Below are 16,302 nucleotides of genomic sequence, written 5' to 3' on the forward strand. Positions count from 1 at the left end.
TCAGGCTATGACAAAAGGGACATACGGTTGCGGTGGCTGCGTCCCCTCGGCGAGCCGCAATACGGTGGCTGCATGAGCCTCCCCAGCGCGCCGGCCGCGCACGAGAACGGCAGCGGGACCCCGGTCGTCCTGCTGCACGCCTTCCCGCTCTCCGCCCGGATGTGGGCCTGCCAGCTGGAGCGGCTGCCCGGCCCGGCCGGCGACACCGCCCGGGTGATCGTCCCCGACCAGCGGGGCTTCGGCAGCGCCCCGCTCGGCCGTGACGAGCCCTCGCTGGACGTCGTCGCCGACGACATCGCCCGGCTGCTGGACGCCGAGGGCCTGGACCGGGCCGTCGTCGGCGGCCTCTCCATGGGCGGCTACGTCGCCATGGCCTTCGCCCGCCGCCACGGCGACCGGCTCGCCGGCCTCCTCCTCGCCGACACCAAGGCCACCTCCGACTCCGACGCGGCCCGCACCAACCGCGAGCGGATCGCCCGTGCCGTCGAGGCCCGCGACAGCGTGCAGATCCTCGCCGACGAGAAGATCGAGGACGGCCTGCTCGGCCCCGCCACCGACCCCGCGCTGACCGCCCACGTCCGCGCGATGATCGCCGAGGCCCCGCCGCAGGCCGTCGCCTGGGCCCAGCGCGCGATGGCAGCCCGCGGCGACTCCCTGGACGTGCTGCGGGGCGTCCGCGTCCCCGCCGCGGTCATCGTCGGCGAGGCCGACGCCGTCACCCCGCTCGCCGAGGCCCGCCTGATGGCCGAGGCACTGCCGGACGCCGAACTCACCGTCATCCCCTCGGTCGGCCACCTCAGCTCACTGGAGGCACCCGAGACCTTCAACGCCGCAGCCCGCGCCCTGCTGCTCCGCGTGCGCGGCTGAACCCGGCGCCCGGGCCGGGGCGGGCGTCGCGCCCCCGCCCCGGCCCGGGACCCGCCGCCGCAACAACGCAACGGCGCCGTGAACGACGAAGCGGCCCCCGCCCGGAGGCGGGGGCCGCTGTCACACCCGAAGCGTCAGCGCGACTGCTGGGCCGGCACGCCCAGGCCGTCGTCCGACGGCGAACCGGCCGCGGCCACCGCCGCACCGGTCAGCGTCGCCAGCATCTCGCGGACGTTGGTCAGCTGAGCGTTGATCGAGTCGCGGCGGTTGGTGAGCGCCGCCAGCTCACGCTCGGACTCGCTGCGGACCCGGTCGGCCTTGGCGTTGGCGTCGGCCACGATGTCCTCGGCCTGGCGCTGTGCGGTCTCCACCGTCTGACGGGCGCGGCGCTCGGCGTCGGTGCGCAGCTTCTCCGCCTCCAGGCGGAGCTGCTCGGCGCGGTGCTCGATCTCCGCGAGGCGCTTCTCCGCCTTCGCCTGGCGGGCCGCCAGGTCCCGCTCGGACTGCTCGCGGCGCTTGGCCAGGTTGGTCTCGAACTCCAGGGCGGCCTGCGCGGCCTTGGTGCGGGTCTCCTCGAAGAGGGCGTCCGCCTCCTCGCGCTTGTTCTGCGCGTCCTTGTTCGCCTCGGCCCGCAGCTGCGCCGCGTCGCTCTTGGCCTTGTCGACGATCCGCAGACCCTCGTCCTCGGCCTTCGCCTTGCGGTCCTTGGCGTAGTTCTCCGCCTCGGTGCGGACCTGCTGCGCGGCGGCCTCGGCCAGCTCGCGGTGCTGCTCGGCGGCGCGGTGCGCCTCGTCGCGCAGGTCCTTCGCCTCCTCCTCGGCCAGGCGGAGGATCTTCTCCACCCGGGCGCCGAGGCCGGCGTAGGACGGCTCCGCCTCGGTCACCGCGGCCTGGGCGGTCTGCGTCTCCAGGTGCAGCTCCTCGATGCGCTTCTCCAGCGCACCGATGCGGGACAGCGCGCTGTCCCGGTCGGCCACCAGCTTGGTGATCCGCTCGTCGACCTGGGCGCGCTCGTACCCACGGCGCACCAGGTCGAAGCCGTGGGGGGAGTGACTGTCGCTCATGGGGATTAGGGCTTCCTGTCGTCAGACCGCTGAGGTGGTTGAGGGAATCCTGACACGTTATCGGAGTGTCATCGGCGAAATGCCGATGAGTCACGGACAATGTCCGCTCAATCGGGTGGCGGGCTTCCGGGGCGATTGCCTCCCGACCGCTGGGCGCCCACACCGGCCCCCGCGCGGGGCACCCCGTCCTTCCTGCTTCCCCCGTTGGCCTGCTGCACCGGCGACGGCGCCTCGAACGCCTCCAGGGCGGACAGCACGTCCTGCACCCTGGAGATCTCGGTGTTGATGTCCTTGCGGCGCCGGACCAGCTCGTCGAGTTCGCGCTTGCCCTCGTCGGTGATCCGCTTGGCCTCGGCCCGGGCCTCGGCGAGCACCCGCTCGGCCTCCTCCTCGGCCAGCCGCAGCTGCTCGGACGCGGACTCGTCCGCCTTCTGCAGCCGCTTCTCGGCCTCCTCGGAGGCGGCCTCGATCTTGCCGGTGGCCTCCTCCTCGGCGCCGGCGAGCTTGGCCTCGGCCTTCTCGATCAGCTTCTCGGCGCGGTCGGTGGAGTCGGCGAGCTTCTGCTCGGCGCCCTTCAGCAGGCCCTCGGCCTTGCGGACGGCCGCGATGCGGACCTTGCTCGCCTCCCCGGAGGCCTCCGACGTCAGCTCGGACGCCCGCTCCTCGGCCGCGGCGACCAGCTTCGCGGCGCGCTCCTCGGCCTCGGCGACCGTCGCGACGGCCTGGTCCTCGGCCTCGGTCAGCTGGTCCTGCGCGGCGGTGACCAGCGCGTCCACCCGCTCGCCGGCCGACTTCATGGCCTGCGCGTTCTCCTTGCGGGCCCGCTCGTGCAGGGCCTCGATCTCGGCGTCGGTGCGCTCGCGCAGCTCCTCGGCGCGCTCGCGGATCGCGGTCGAGTCCCGGCGGGCCTCGGACAGCAGCGCGTCCGCGTCCGACCGGGCCTTCTCGACCTCGGCCTGCCCGGCGGCCTCGCCGGCCGCGACCAGCCGCTCGGCCTCCTTGCGGGCGGCGGCGACCATCGCGTCCGCCTGCTCCTCCGCGGCCGCGGTGGTCGCCAGCGCCGTGGTCTGCGCCTCCTCGCCGAGCTGCTCGGCGTCCGAGAACGCCTTCTCCAGCACGGAGGTGGCCTGCTCCCGGGTGGACCGGTCGAACTGCTCGGCGGCCTCGCGCAGCTCGATGTCGTACGCGTCGGCCCGGCTGCGGGTGGACGCGTCGTAGTCGTCCGCCAGCTGCCGGGTGGCGTGCGCGTACTCCTCGGCCTCGGCGCGCAGCGCCGCGGAGAACTCCTCCGCCTCGGCGACCGCGGCGGTGGACCGCTCCTCGGCGCCGGCCAGCGTGCGACGGGCCTCGGCCTCGGCCTCGGCGCGCCGCTGCTCGGCGAACTCGGCGGCGGAGGCCCGCTCGTTCTGCGCCTCCTCGCGCACCGCGGTGTCGAAGGCGACGGCCTCGGCACGCTGCTGCTCGATGTCGGCGGCGGCGGCCTCCCGGTCGGCGGCCAGCTCGGCGGAGACCCGCTCGCGCAGCTCGGCCGTCTCGCGCTCGGCGGCCTCGCGCAGCTCCCTGCTCTCGCGCTCGGCGGCCTCGCGCAGCTCCCTGCTCTCGCGCTCGGCGGCCTCGCGCAGCTCTGAGCACCTCGGCGTCGGTCCGCGCCCTGCGGAGCGTCTCCTCGGCCTCGGTGCGGGCCTTCTCCAGCGCGTTGGCGGCCTCGGCGGCCAGCGTGCCGGCCTGCTCGCGGGCGGCGTCCAGCGCCTCCGCGGCCTCCGTGCGCAGCTCCCGGGCCTCGGCCTCGGCGGCGTCGCGGACGGCGGCGGTCTCACCCGCGGTGCGGATGGTCAGCTCGGCGGCCTCGCGCTCGGCGGCCTCCCGCGCGGCGCGGGCGGCGGCCAGCTGCTCGGTGGTCTCCTCCTGCTCGCGGCGCAGCCCCTCGGAGGCGGCCTCGCGCTCGCGGCCGGACTCCTCGCGCAGGGCGGCGGCGTCCGCCTCGGCGGCGGCGCGCTCGGTGGCGGCCCACTCGTCGGTCTCGGTGCGCAGCGCCTCGGCGGCGGCCGCAGCCTCGGCCCGGACGGTCTCCGCGTCGGCGGCGGCCTCCTCGCGCAGCCGTCCGGCCTCGTCGGAGGCCTCGCGGCGGACGGCCTCGGCGGCCTCCTCGGCCTCGGCCCGGCGGGCCTGCGCGGCCTCCTCGGCGTCGGCGCGCATCCGCTGCACGTCCTCCGCCGCACCGCGGCGCAGGTCGGCGGTCTCCCGCTCGGCGGTGGTGCGGGCGTCGGCAGCCGCGGCACGGGCGGTGGCCAGCGCCTCCTCGGCCTCCCGTTCGGCGGCGTCGAGGAGCTTCTCGGCCTCGGTGCGGGCCCGGGCGAGGGTCTGCTCGGCGCGGCCCTGGGTGGCGAGCGCCTGGTCCTTCGCCTCGGCGCGCAGCCGGTCGGTCTCGGCGGCGGCGCCGGCGCGCAGCTCGTCCGCGTCCTTCTTGGCGCGGGTGAGCAGCTCCTCGGCGCTCTTGGCGGACTCCTCGATCTGCACGACGGCCTGGCGGCGGGCGTCGCCGCGGACCCGGTCGGCCTCGGCGGCGGCCTGCGCGCGCAGTTCCTCCGCCTCGGCGCGCAACCGGGCGGCCTCCTCGTGCATCCGCTCCATCTGCTCGCGGATCGAGGCGGCGTCGTCGAGCGCGGCGTTCTGCGCCTCCTCGACGGCGGCCATCGCCTGCTCGCGGAGGCGGTCGGCCTCGGCGGCGGCCTCGGCGCGCAGCCGGTCGGCCTCGGTCGCGGCCTCCTCGCGGGTGGTGTCGGCGTCCCGGGTGGCCCGGGCGAGCACCTCCTCCGCCCGGCGGGCGGCCTTGGCGAGGTGGACGGCGGCGTCCTTCGCGCCGTCGGCGCGGCCGCGCTCCTCGGCCTCGGCGCGCAGCGCCTGGGCGGTGGCCTCGGCCTCGGACCGCAGCGCGGCGACCTCGCCCTCGACCTCGGCCCGCAGGTCGGCGAGCTCCGCCTCGGCCTCGGCCTTCAGCTGGGAGACCACGGACTCGGCGGTGGCGCGCAGCCGCTCGCTCTCCTCGGCGGCGGCGGCCCTGGCGGCGTCGGCCTCGGCCTGCGCGGTCGCCGCGGAGGCCTTGATGATCTCGGCCTCCTTGGTGGCGGCGGCCACCATCTTGGCGATCTCGGCCTTGGCGGTGAGCGAGCGCTGCTCGCTGGCGGCCTCGCCGTCGGCGACCCGCTGCTCGGCCGCGGCGGCGGCCTCGGCCTGCAGCCGCTCGGCGGCGTCCCGGGCGGCGTTGAGCTGGTCGGCGGCCTCCTGGCGGGCCCGCTCGGCCTCGGCGAGGGCCTCGGCGCGGAGCCGTTCTATCTCGGCCTGGGCGCGGCCGAGGGCGGCCTCGGCGCGCTCCTGGTCCTCCAGGGCCTGCCGCTTGAGCTCGCCGATCTCGGCCTGGGCGGCGGCGAGCCGGCGCTCGGCGGCGGCGTGCGCCTGGGCGAGCTGCTGCTGGGCCTCGTTGGCGGCGCTGCCGCGGAGCTCCTCGGCCTGGGCGCTGGCCTGCTGGGCCTGCTCGGACGCGGCGCGCAGCAGGCGCTCGGCGTCGGTCTGGGCGCGGTGCAGGGCGGCCTCGGCGGCCGCCTGGGCCTCGCCGCGGGCGGCGTCGACGTCGGCGGCGGTCTGGGCGCGGGCCTGGTCGGCGAGGGCGGTGGCCTCGGCGCGGGCGGCGGCCATCATCCGCTCGGACTCGATCCGGGCCTCCTGCAGCAGGCGCTGGGCCTCCTGCTCGGTGCCGGCCCGGGTCTGCTCCGCCCAGGAGACGTTCTCCTTGACGTGGCGCTCGGCGGAGCGGCGGAACTCGTTGAGCTCCTCCTCCAGCTGGTGGCGCCGGGTGGCGAACTCGGTCTCCAGCCGGGCGGTGCGCTCGGCGGCCTCGGCCATCAGCCGCTGGGTGGCCGCCTGGGACTCGCGCAGCTGGCGCTCGGCGTCGGCGCGGAGCTGCTCGGCCTGCATCTCGGCGGTGCGGAGCAGCTGCTCGGCCTGGCCGGAGACGGAGTCGAAGGCGCGCGGCTGCGCCAGCTGCCGACGGGCCTCGTGCAGCTTGGCCCGGAGCACCTCCACCTGGTAGGCGAGGTCCTCGGCATGCTGGACGGTCTTGTCCCGCTCCTTGCGAGTCCGTTCCATCTCGGCCTCGAACTGGGAGAGGTGATCCTCAACCTCGTAGCGGTCGTTGCCCCGCACTCCGCGGTCCCATCCATCTCCTGGTCGCGTCCTCGACCCGGCCGTTCCGACGCCCCATTCCTGCCCGGGGCCGGACCGGCTGGTCCTTGCAGCCGCAGCGCCTGCCGCGGTCGGAGTCCGAAGGTGTGGTGCGCGGCGTTGCCGCGTCCCCCGTCCGGGTGGACTCCTGAGCGAACTCTTGCCTCGTGGAGAATGGTGACAGATCAGACCTGCGACTGTTCAGCCGTGCCCGCTCAATGGACTCCCCTGCGGCGGGCCCGTCCGGGTCTCCCCGTCCGCGACCGCCTCGGCCGTGCTCCCTGCCGGTCCTCCCGGCGTACTGGTGCACCCGGGCATTGTAGTGTGCCCGGCTTGCAGCGGAATGGCCGAGTGGAGGTTTTCCGAGGTTACCGACGGGTCGGGAAGGGGGCCGTTACGGTACGACCCCCTCCGTTTCCGCCGGGTCCCGTCCGGACGGGTCAGGACCCGTCCGGTCCCGACCGTTTCCGCCGGGTCCCGTCCGGTCCTGTCCGGGCCGGCTCCGTTCTCAGTGCTCCGTGCCGGCCGAGGTCACCAGCTCGGTCAGCACGCCGCCGCAGTCCTTCGGGTGCAGGAACGTGATCCGCGAGCCCATCGAACCGATCCGCGGCTCGTCGTACAGCACCCGCACGCCCTTGGCCCGGATGTCCGCGGCGTCGCTGTCCACGTCGGCGGTGCCGAAGGCGATGTGGTGCACGCCCTCGCCGTTCTTGGCCAGCCACTTGGCGACCGTGGAGTCCTCGCGGGTCGGCTCCAGCAGCTGCAGGTAGGACGCGCCGCCGTCACCGGTGTCGTTGATCTTGAGCATGGCCTCGCGGACGCCCTGCTCCTCGTTGACCTCGCTGTGGAACACCTCGAAGCCGTACGTCGCGCGGTAGAACTCGACCGTCCTGTCGAGGTCGAAGCAGGCGATGCCGATGTGGTCGATGCGGGTCAGCACGGCGGAGACCTCCATGGTGGGAGTCGACGAGGGTGGGCTCCAGTGCAGCGCATGCGGCGGAGGCTTGGCCACCGCCCGCGGTGCGAGCCTGCTCACAGTCTCGCGCCCCGCGCGGCCGGCCCGGGCCCGCCCGCGAATGTCACCCGGGCCGCCGTGACACGGTGTTGACTGGAGGGTGACAGTGCCACTGATCACACCCCGGCGCCGGTGACGCACGGGTTACGGGTCAGTACATTGAGCCGCATCCCCACACCCTCATGGCCGACGCGCGAAGGGGCTCGTCTCATGACTACTTCTGTGATCGTCGCAGGTGCACGCACTCCGATGGGCCGACTCCTCGGCTCGCTGAAGGGCTTCTCCGGCGCCGACCTCGGCGGCTTCGCCATCAAGGCCGCCCTGGAGCGCGCAGGCGTCACCGGCGACCAGGTCCAGTACGTGATCATGGGCCAGGTGCTGCAGGCCGGCGCCGGCCAGATCCCGGCCCGCCAGGCCGCCGTCAAGGCCGGCATCCCGATGAACGTCCCGGCGCTGACCATCAACAAGGTCTGTCTCTCCGGCCTGGACGCCATCGCCCTGGCCGACCAGCTGATCCGCGCCGGCGAGTTCGACGTCGTCGTCGCCGGCGGCCAGGAGTCCATGACCAACGCCCCGCACCTGCTGCCGAAGTCCCGCGAGGGCTTCAAGTACGGCGCGATCGAGATGCTCGACGCGATGGCCTACGACGGCCTCACCGACGCGTACGAGAACATCCCGATGGGCGAGTCCACCGAGAACCACAACACCCGCCTCGGCATCGCCCGCGACGTCCAGGACGCGATCGCCGCGGCCTCGCACCAGCGTGCCGCCGCCGCCCAGAAGAACGGCCTCTTCGACGCCGAGATCGTTCCGGTCGAGATCCCGCAGCGCAAGGGCGAGCCGGTCCTCTTCAGCCAGGACGAGGGCATCCGCGGCGAGACCACCGTCGAGACCCTCGGCAAGCTGCGTCCGGCCTTCACCAAGGGCGGCACCATCACCGCCGGCTCCGCCTCGCAGATCTCCGACGGCGCCGCCGCCGTCGTCGTGATGAGCAAGGCCAAGGCGGAGGAGCTGGGCCTGACCTGGATCGCCGAGATCGGCGCCCACGGCAACGTCGCCGGCCCGGACAACTCGCTGCAGTCGCAGCCGTCCAACGCGATCGCGCACGCCCTCGCCAAGGACGGCCTGACCGTCGCCGACCTCGACCTGATCGAGATCAACGAGGCCTTCGCGGCCGTCGCCCACCAGTCGATGAAGGACCTCGGCGTCACCGACGAGAAGGTCAACGTCAACGGCGGCGCGATCGCCCTCGGCCACCCGATCGGCATGTCCGGTGCCCGCCTCGTCCTGCACCTGGCCCTCGAACTGCAGCGCCGCGGCGGCGGCACCGGCGCGGCCGCGCTCTGCGGCGGCGGCGGCCAGGGCGACGCCCTGATCATCAAGGTCCCCGCCCAGGGCTGACCGGCCGGCGTTTCCCGGGGGCGCACGGCGTGGACGACCACGCCGTGCGCCCCCGCTTTCCGATCGAGGAGACGGACTCTCATGGTCGACGTGGCGACGCTGGTCGAGCAGGCCCGGACGGGGCACCCCAGGGCCGTGGCACGGCTGATCTCGCTGGTCGAGAACGCCGCCCCGCAGCTGCGCGAGGCCATGGCGGCCCTCGCCCCGCACACTGGCAGGGCCTACACCGTCGGCCTCACCGGTTCGCCGGGCGTCGGCAAGTCCACCTCGACCTCGGCGCTCGTCTCCGCGTACCGCCGGCTCGGCAAGCGGGTCGGTGTGCTCGCGGTCGACCCGTCCTCGCCGTTCTCCGGCGGCGCGCTGCTGGGCGACCGGGTCCGGATGCAGGACCACGCGACCGACCCCGAGGTGTTCATCCGGTCGATGGCCACCCGCGGCCACCTCGGCGGCCTCTCCTGGTCCGCCCCGCAGGCCCTGCGGGTGCTGGACGGCGCCGGCTGCGACGTGATCCTGGTGGAGACCGTCGGCGTCGGCCAGTCCGAGGTCGAGGTCGCCGCCCAGGCCGACACCACCGTCGTCCTGCTCGCCCCCGGGATGGGCGACGGCATCCAGGCGGCCAAGGCCGGCATCCTGGAGATCGGCGACGTCTTCGTCGTGAACAAGGCCGACCGGGACGGTGCCGACGCCACCGCCCGCGAGCTCAACCACATGCTCGGCCTCGGCGGGTCCCGCCGCCCCGGCGACTGGCGGCCGCCGATCGTCAAGACCGTCGCCGCCCGGGGCGAGGGCGTCGACGAGGTGGTCGAGGCCCTGGAGAAGCACCGCGCCTGGCTGTCCGCAACGGGGGAGCTCGCCGTACGGCGCACCCGGCGGGCCGCCCAGGAGATCGAGGCGATCGCGCTCGCCGCCCTGCGGTCCCGGATCGGCGACCTGCACGGCGACCGCCACCTGCTCGGCCTCGCCGAACGGGTCGCCGCCGGCGAACTCGCCCCCTACGGCGCCGCCGACCACCTCGTCGCCGGCCTCACCGAGAACACCCGGTAACGACCGCCCCCGCCCACCCGCGAGAGCGACATCAGGGGCGCGGGGAACTGCGCAATCCGGGAGCGGCGAGCCCGTGTATCCGGGAAAGCGAAAACAGGGGCGCGGGGAACTGCGCGACGCGGAAGAACACGGCCTGTGCTTTCCGACCCGCGCAGTTCTCCCCCCAGCCTTCGGCCGGGAGGTGCCCCCACGCGCCCCCGGGCAGCTGCCCCCCAGGTACTGCCGCAGGCGGCTGCCCCGTGCGTCCGGGGGGCCTGCGCCGTCAGGCGCGTCCGCGGAGGGTGCGGAGGTGTTCCGCGACCGGCGCGAGGGCCTCGTACAGCGCGTCGATCTGCTCCGGGGTGAAGCGGTCGACGAAGTGGCTGCGGACGCTGCGGACGTGGTCCGGTGCGACCTTCTGGAGCGTGTCCCAGCCGAGCTCGGTGAGGTGGGCGTAGAGGCCGCGGCGGTCGCCCGGGCACTCCTGCCGCAGCACCATCCCGGCGCTCTCCATCCGGGTGATCTGGTGGGAGAGCCGGCTCTTCGACTGCAGGGTGGCGGTCGCCAGGTCGGTCATCCGCATCCGGCGTTCGGGGGCCTCGGAGAGGACGACGAGGATCTCGTAGTCGTTGATGGCGAGGTTGTGCGGCTGGAGTTCGCGGCTGAGCTGGTACTCGAGCAGCTTGCTCACCTCGAGGTGGGCGCGCCAGAACTGCTGCTCGCGGGTGCTCAGCCACGGCGTCTCCTCCGCGGTGGCCGAGGAGGAGACGGCGGGGGCGTCGGTGACGTGCGTGTCCATGGCCCCAGCATAGCCGTGCTTGTTAAATGTTGTACAAGTTTACGAATCCAGCCGCGCCCGGTTCACCGGTTCGGCCCTGTCAGAGGCCGAACCTCCGGCCCAGGTCGCCGAGGTTGCCCAGGCCCGGGATGTTGACGTTGGGCAGCTGCTGCCCGCCGCCGTGCGCCCCGGCACCGGGCTGGTGCGGCACCCCGCTGCCCGGCACGCCCGCCTCGGCGTGCACCACGCCGACCGAGCGCTCGGCCATCAGGGTCTCGGTCGACTGCAGCAGCACCTGGCCGGCCCCGATGAACTCGAACTGGTGCTCCTCGCCGGAGGCGCCGCCGAGCCCGGTCAGGTGGCGGAGCCCGCCGATCAGACCGTGCATGTAGCCGTGATCGTAGTGGTGGCAGGGTGCGGGGCAGTCGGCCCAGCCGACCAGCGCCTGCGGGTCCACCCGGATGGGCGGCTCGACGAAGTGGACGGGCCCGTTGGAGGCGGCCACGAACTTGCCGGTGCCGATCAGGGTGAGGAAGCCCGGGATGATCGACTGCTTGAGCTTGAGCGTGGGCTCGAAGGCCAGCAGGTTCCCCGACCGGACGGTGAGGTTGCCCTCCTCCAGGTCGTACGAGTTCAGGTCGAAGGCCCGGTCGGCGAGCAGCAGCTTGCCGCGGCCCTCGGCGACGACCCAGTCGGACGCGTGCAGCGGGGAGTTGAAGTTCCGCTCCAGCATCTGGTCGATCACGCCGCGCCCGATGCCCGAGAAGCGCATGTCGCCGTAGTAGGCGATCATCTTGCCCTTCTGCAGGTAGTAGGCGCCGTTGAGGTCGACCGAGAAGGCGTACGGGTTGACGTTGTCGTTGGCCGGCAGGCTCATCGCGTCGTGCACCACCGGGCCCTCGCCGCCGTTCTGCGGCAGCGGCGCGCCGAAGGCGCCCTGCGGCGGGGCCGGGTAGGGCTGGCCCTGCGGCGGGTACGGCTGGCCGGCCTGGGTCGGCTGGTACGCCTGCTGGTAGCCGGGCTGCGGCTGGCCCTGCGGCGGGTAGGGCTGCCCCTGCGGGGGGTACGGCTGGCCGGGCGGCGGGTAGCCGGGCTGGCCGTACGGCTGGCCGGGCTGGGGCTGGCCGTAGGGCTGCTGCCCGTACGGGGGCTGCGGCGGGTAGGACATCAGAGCTTCTCCTCGCTCGCCTGCACGTACGCCACTCCGTGGCCGGACAGCTCCAGCTGGAACGCCTCGCCCGAGCCGCGGCCGACCATGTCCCGCCAGCCGAGGGCGGTGGACAGCTTGTTGGTCACCTGGCCGCGGTGGGCCACGTACGCCTGCGGGTCGACGTGCACCGGCTGGCCGGGGCCGATCGGCAGCTCGAACACGCCGCCGTGCGCCATCACGGCGACCGAGCCGTGGCCGTCCAGCTTGGTGGTGAACAGGCCCTGGCCGGTCACCTGGCCGCGGACCATGCCCATCACGCCGCCCTGCTGGCCCATGAACATCGTCGACTGCTGGAGCGTGCCGTCGAAGGCGAGCAGCCGGTCGGCCTCCACGTAGAGGGTGTCGCCGGTCAGCTCGATCACGTGGATGTTGTGGCCGCCGTGGCCGAACATCACGCTGCCCTGGCCCTCGACGGTCATCAGCGGGGTGTCCTCGTTGGCCACCCGGCGTCCGATCATCGACATGACGCCGCCCTGGCCGCCCATCACGTTGGGCGTGAAGGAGACCTCGCCGGTGTAGGCGAGCATCGAGCCGCGCTGGCTGAAGACCCGCTGGCCGGGCATGACCTTCGCCTCGACCATCTTGTTGTTGATCTTGGTGAACGGCATCAGACGTCGCCCCCGAAGGTCATCTTCTCGGAGGGCTGCACGTAGACCAGGCCCTCGCCGGCGAACTCGACCTGCATGGCCTCGCCGCCGCCCTCGCCGATGATCGTCGTCCAGCCCGCGCCCGACTTCAGGCTGCGGTTGAGGTTGCCGGTGTGCGCCACGTACGCACCCGGGTCGACCCGCAGCGGCATCCCCTGGGAGACCCGCAGGATGATCGCCGGGCCCTTGGAGGTCAGCGCCGCCCAGCCGTGTCCCTCGACCTTGGTGGTGAACAGGCCGTTGCCGGACGCCATGCCGTTGAGGCCGGTGAAGGAGGTGCCGGTGTGCAGGGTCGCCTCGGTGCAGAGCAGGTTGTCCGACTCGACGTAGAGCGTCTCGCCGTTCAACCGCACCAGGTTCACCTCGGTGGCCTTGTCGGCGAAGTAGCAGGTGCCCTGCCCCTTCACCTCCATGACCTCCATCTGCTCACCCGTCAGCCGACGCGTGACCATGCCGCGCAGGCCGTCACCGCCGCCGGACATCTTCTTGAAGTTCATCTGGCCCGTGTAGGCCACCATCGTGCCGTTGCGGGCCTTGACCGAGTCGCCCGCCATGTCGACGGCGAGCACCTTGGAACCCTGGAGTCGAAACTGTGCCACCGGGCGAATGTAGCGGCAGCCGGCCCGCACCCGGGAGGGGGCGCGGGCCTCTGGTACCGAGCTGCGACAAATCACACCGGGTCAGACGGCCGGGGCCGGCTCCGTCCCGGGCACGGCGCCGGCGGCGGTCTCCACCTCCAGCAGCGAGGCCGAGTGCTTCTCCGCCTCGAAGGCGACCACGCCGCCGCGCAGGCCGAACAGCCGCTTCGACAGCATGATCCACAGCACCGCGAGGATGTTCAGCACCAGCGTGCCGATCTTCAGGGCGCTGACGTGCTCGGTGAGTTCGTACACCTCCAGCGGCAGGAAGGCCGCCGTCGCCACCACCGTCAGGTACTCCGCCCAGCGGGCGCCAACCCACAGGCCGGCCGCCTCCACGATCTCGATCAGCGCGTACAGCACCAGCGCGCCGGCCACGATCAGCAGCGTGCCGTGCCGGTACTCGAAGGTCTTGCGGATCGTGTCGACGATCGGCGAGTGCTCCAGGTCCCAGTGGAAGTGGTCGGTGACGGGACGGAAGACCGAGAGGTTCTCGTCGAAGATCCGCCGCACCGCGTCCTGGCTGTTGGAGAACTTCCACACGCCCCAGGCGGCGATCAGGATCAGCAGGCCGCGCAGCGCCCGCTCGACGGCGAGGAAGCGCAGGATGAACAGGTCGCGCAGGGCCTTGCCGCGCGGCACCAGCGGCGCCTCGTCGGCCGGGCCGGAGCCGTGCGGGGCGCCGAGCGCGAAGTCCCCGCAGCGCAGGCAGCGCCAGGCGTCGCCGAGCGCGGTGCGCGCGTGCAGGCGGTCGCGCAGGTCGGTCTCGTCGGGCGCGTAGGTGATGTGCCCGCGCCGCGAGCAGGTCCGCCGGTTCCAGTCGATGCGGAACATGTCCACCCCCGTGGTCGGTCGGCCCGTTCGTCGGGCCGTGCCGCAGCAGGATAGGGCCGCCGGCCGTGAGACCGGCCACCCCGGCCCCGGCACGGCTGTTCGGTCGGTGATAATGAACGAGGCTTGTGATCGCGTTCACGAGCTCACTCGCCGACCCCCTCCCGAGGTGACCCGTGAAGACCAGCCCCGCCGTCCACCGCCTGCGACTCGTGTCCGGCCCGGAGGGCCTGTCCTTCCTGCTGCTGCTCGTGTGCTCGGTGCTCAAGCGGACCACCGACTTCAACGCGGTGCCGGTGATGGGCGCGGTCCACGGCGGCCTGTTCGTGCTGTACGTGGTCTTCCTCGCCCTGGCCTGGCAGCAGCAGCGCTGGGACGCCAAGCGCGGCATCGTGCTGTTCGTGCTGTCGGTGCTGCCCACCGGCGGCTTCTTCGCCGAGCGGATGCTCGCCAAGGAGGAGCGCGGCGAGGTGCCGGCGGCCGTCGCCGCGGCCTGACCGCTCCCCGAGCATCCCCGGAACACCACCGGAGCACCCGACGGCCGGGCCCCCGCAAGGGGGCCCGGCCGTCGCCGTGCGCGGGGGAGCGGACGTCAGCTGACGTTGACCCCGCTCCAGGCCGCGCCCACCGCCTTGTACTCGGTGGAGGTGCTGCCGTAGAGGTCCTTCGCCGCGTTCAGCGTCGCGGTGCGGGCCGCCTTGTAGTTGGTGGTGGAGGTCATGTAGACGGTCAGTGCCCGGTACCAGATCTGCGCCGCCTTGGCCCGGCCGATGCCGGTCAGGGTCGAGCCGTTGGACGTCGGGCTGTTGTAGCTGACGCCGTTGATCGTCTTCGCGCCGCTGCCCTCGGCCAGCAGGTAGAAGAAGTGGTTGGCGACGCCCGAGGAGTAGTGGACGTCCTTGTTGCCGACCGTCGAGGACCAGTAGTCCGCCGAGGCGCCGTCCTTGGAGGGCTTGTCCATGTAGCGCAGCGGGGTCCCGTTGCCGTTCAGGTTGAGCCGCTCGCCGATCAGGTAGTCCGGGGTGTCCACCGGCAGGTTGGCGTAGAACTCGACCATGGTGCCGAAGATGTCGCTGGTGGCCTCGTTCAGGCCGCCGGACTCGCCCGAGTAGTTCAGGCCCGCCGTGGCGGAGGTCACGCCGTGCGTCATCTCGTGGCCGGCCACGTCGATCGCGGTCAGCGGGTGGGTGTTGCCCGAGCCGTCGCCGTACGTCATGCAGAAGCAGCTGTCGCTCCAGAACGCGTTGACGTAGTTGGTCCCGTAGTGGACCTTGCTGTACGCGCCGACGCCGTTGTTCTTGATGCCGTTGCGGTTGAAGGTCGACTTGTAGAAGTCCCAGGTGGCCGCGGCGCCGTACTGCGCGTCCACCGCGGCGGACTGCCCGTTCGAGGCGCTGCCGTTGCCCCAGACGTTGTCGGCGTCGGTGTACAGCGTCCCGTTCTTGTCGACGGTGTACTGGCCGCCGCGGGTGTTGTCCTTCAACTGGTACGTCGAGCCGGTGTAGTTGGTGGTCAGGGTGACCGAGCCGACGAAGACGCCCTTGCCGCTGCCGGTCGCGTTGGAGGTGCGGATCTGCTCCTCGGAGGAGAGCACCGCGCCGGTCGCCGCGTCGGTGACGACCAGGCGGCTGCTCGGGGTGCCGTCGGCGCGCATGCCCTCGACGGTCGTCCGGTAGGCGAGCCGCGGGGCGCCGGAGGCGGCCCACACCACCAGTTCGGCGCCGCCCGCCGCGCCGACCGAGGTCAGCGCGGGTTCGTCCGCGTCCGCGGACTTCCCGACGGTGGCCGCGACGGCGCCGTGCGCCCCGGCGGCGGCCTGGGCGGCGGTGAGCTTCGGGCTGAGCGAGGCGGGGGCGACCGAGCCCTGGACGGCGCGGTCGACGGCCTTCACGGCGCCCTTGGCGTCCTGGTGCACGACCAGGTCGCCGCCGAGTACCGGTAGGCCGGCGTAGGTGCGGTCGAAACGCAGGTGGCGGGCGCCGTCGGCATCCACCACGGCGTCCTTGACGACCAGCTGCTCCTGGCCGGGGAGGCCGAGGGCGCGGGCGGCGGCGGGGGCCTCGGCCCCGGCCTGCGCGAGCAGCGCGGCCCGCTGCTGCGCGGCTGCGGGGGCGGTGGCGGCCTGGGCGCCCGCGGCGACCTGGATCGCGCCGGCGAGCAGGGCCGAGGTGGAGAGGACGGCGCCGAGGGCGAGCTTTCGCTTCACGTACGGGTTCCTTCCGGATCAACCGCGTGTGCGCGGTCGCGCGTCGCTCCGGGGCGCCGGGTCCGGCGCCGACTGGGGCGGAACGAGCGCTGACGTGCTGCTCCGTGCGGTCATGCGGCACCGGACCGGTTGGGGTGGCCGATCGGGCGCCGCACGGGGCTGGAAGGAAGCATGACAAGACGAGTCGTCAAATGACAGATGTACGACAAGAGTTGGCGTATTCCTGTCACCACCGGTCGGGGCCGGACATGAAGCAGCAGCCGGGCCTCCCCTCCGGAGGGCCCGGCTGCTGCGTCTTCAACCGCGGTGCGTCAGCTGACGTTCACCGCGGCCCAGGCAGCGGCGACCTGGGCGTACTCGGTGGAACCGGCACCGTAGAGGTCCGTCGCCGCGTTCAGGGTCGC

The 16,302-nt window shown here is 73.5% G+C and carries 14 protein-coding genes and 1 pseudogene; 5 read left to right on the forward strand and 10 right to left on the reverse strand.

Annotation, left to right across the window (positions count from 1 at the left end; translation table 11 throughout):
- Window positions 1-72: 72 nt before the first annotated feature.
- Window positions 73-867: an alpha/beta fold hydrolase gene (locus IE98_RS0111975; RefSeq protein ID WP_030268046.1), complete on the forward strand. Its 795-nt coding sequence runs from the start codon at window positions 73-75 to the stop codon at window positions 865-867.
- Window positions 868-1,001: 134 nt separating this feature from the next.
- On the opposite strand, the gene IE98_RS0111980 is transcribed toward IE98_RS0111975, so the two are convergent.
- Together IE98_RS0111980 and IE98_RS52550 are read right to left on the reverse strand one after the other, a co-directional pair.
- Entirely contained in the window at window positions 1,002-1,931 is a 930-nt protein-coding gene (locus tag IE98_RS0111980; protein WP_030268047.1) for a cellulose-binding protein, read from the reverse strand.
- A 107-nt stretch (window positions 1,932-2,038) separates the two neighbouring features.
- Window positions 2,039-2,875 (reverse strand): annotated as a pseudogene (locus IE98_RS52550) (hypothetical protein); the annotation flags it as partial.
- A 520-nt stretch (window positions 2,876-3,395) separates the two neighbouring features.
- On the opposite strand from IE98_RS52550, the gene IE98_RS52240 reads away from it, so the two are divergent.
- A complete protein-coding gene (locus tag IE98_RS52240; RefSeq protein WP_324605761.1) occupies window positions 3,396-6,731 on the forward strand; it encodes a hypothetical protein in 3,336 nt (1,111 codons plus the stop codon).
- On the opposite strand, the gene mce is transcribed toward IE98_RS52240, so the two are convergent.
- Window positions 6,658-7,089 (reverse strand): methylmalonyl-CoA epimerase, encoded by a 432-nt coding sequence (gene mce, locus IE98_RS0111990; protein WP_030268048.1) that lies wholly within the window; start codon window positions 7,087-7,089, stop codon window positions 6,658-6,660. The two genes, IE98_RS52240 and mce, sit on opposite strands and share 74 nt — an antisense overlap.
- A 285-nt stretch (window positions 7,090-7,374) precedes the next feature.
- Between mce and IE98_RS0111995 the strand changes: the two genes are divergently transcribed.
- Both IE98_RS0111995 and meaB read left to right on the forward strand, forming a co-directional pair.
- Window positions 7,375-8,565, forward strand: coding sequence for an acetyl-CoA C-acetyltransferase (locus tag IE98_RS0111995; RefSeq protein ID WP_078660946.1), 1,191 nt, complete (start codon window positions 7,375-7,377; stop codon window positions 8,563-8,565).
- Window positions 8,566-8,646: 81 nt separating this feature from the next.
- Entirely contained in the window at window positions 8,647-9,609 is a 963-nt protein-coding gene (gene meaB / locus IE98_RS0112000) for a methylmalonyl Co-A mutase-associated GTPase MeaB (RefSeq protein WP_030268050.1), read from the forward strand.
- 262 nt (window positions 9,610-9,871) lie between these two features.
- On the opposite strand, the gene IE98_RS0112005 is transcribed toward meaB, so the two are convergent.
- The 5 genes from IE98_RS0112005 to IE98_RS0112025 all read right to left on the reverse strand — a co-directional run bounded on the left by IE98_RS0112005 (window position 9,872) and on the right by IE98_RS0112025 (window position 13,695).
- Window positions 9,872-10,387, reverse strand: coding sequence for a MarR family winged helix-turn-helix transcriptional regulator (locus tag IE98_RS0112005; RefSeq protein ID WP_052390426.1), 516 nt, complete (start codon window positions 10,385-10,387; stop codon window positions 9,872-9,874).
- Between the two features lie 79 nt (window positions 10,388-10,466).
- Window positions 10,467-11,243 (reverse strand): AIM24 family protein, encoded by a 777-nt coding sequence (locus IE98_RS0112010; RefSeq protein WP_052390434.1) that lies wholly within the window; start codon window positions 11,241-11,243, stop codon window positions 10,467-10,469.
- 290 nt (window positions 11,244-11,533) lie between these two features.
- Window positions 11,534-12,184, reverse strand: coding sequence for an AIM24 family protein (locus tag IE98_RS0112015; protein ID WP_030268053.1), 651 nt, complete (start codon window positions 12,182-12,184; stop codon window positions 11,534-11,536).
- Window positions 12,184-12,822: an AIM24 family protein gene (locus IE98_RS0112020; protein WP_063748908.1), complete on the reverse strand. Its 639-nt coding sequence runs from the start codon at window positions 12,820-12,822 to the stop codon at window positions 12,184-12,186. The genes IE98_RS0112015 and IE98_RS0112020 overlap by 1 nt, the downstream gene beginning before the upstream one ends.
- Window positions 12,823-12,903: 81 nt before the next feature.
- Entirely contained in the window at window positions 12,904-13,695 is a 792-nt protein-coding gene (locus IE98_RS0112025; RefSeq protein ID WP_030268055.1) for a DUF2127 domain-containing protein, read from the reverse strand.
- A 173-nt stretch (window positions 13,696-13,868) separates the two neighbouring features.
- On the opposite strand from IE98_RS0112025, the gene IE98_RS0112030 reads away from it, so the two are divergent.
- A complete protein-coding gene (locus IE98_RS0112030) occupies window positions 13,869-14,189 on the forward strand; it encodes a DUF3817 domain-containing protein (RefSeq protein ID WP_043173972.1) in 321 nt (106 codons plus the stop codon).
- Window positions 14,190-14,284: 95 nt separating this feature from the next.
- On the opposite strand, the gene IE98_RS0112035 is transcribed toward IE98_RS0112030, so the two are convergent.
- Both IE98_RS0112035 and IE98_RS47860 read right to left on the reverse strand, forming a co-directional pair.
- Window positions 14,285-15,898, reverse strand: a complete 1,614-nt coding sequence (locus tag IE98_RS0112035) for a M4 family metallopeptidase (protein ID WP_030268057.1) — start codon at window positions 15,896-15,898, stop codon at window positions 14,285-14,287.
- A 311-nt stretch (window positions 15,899-16,209) separates the two neighbouring features.
- Window positions 16,210-16,302, reverse strand: a 93-nt coding sequence (locus IE98_RS47860) for a M4 family metallopeptidase (RefSeq protein WP_159400891.1), incomplete at its 5' end; no start/stop codon positions are given.

The sequence above is a fragment of the Streptomyces sp. NRRL B-24484 genome, assembly GCF_000717715.1.
Classification (GTDB): domain Bacteria; phylum Actinomycetota; class Actinomycetes; order Streptomycetales; family Streptomycetaceae; genus Kitasatospora.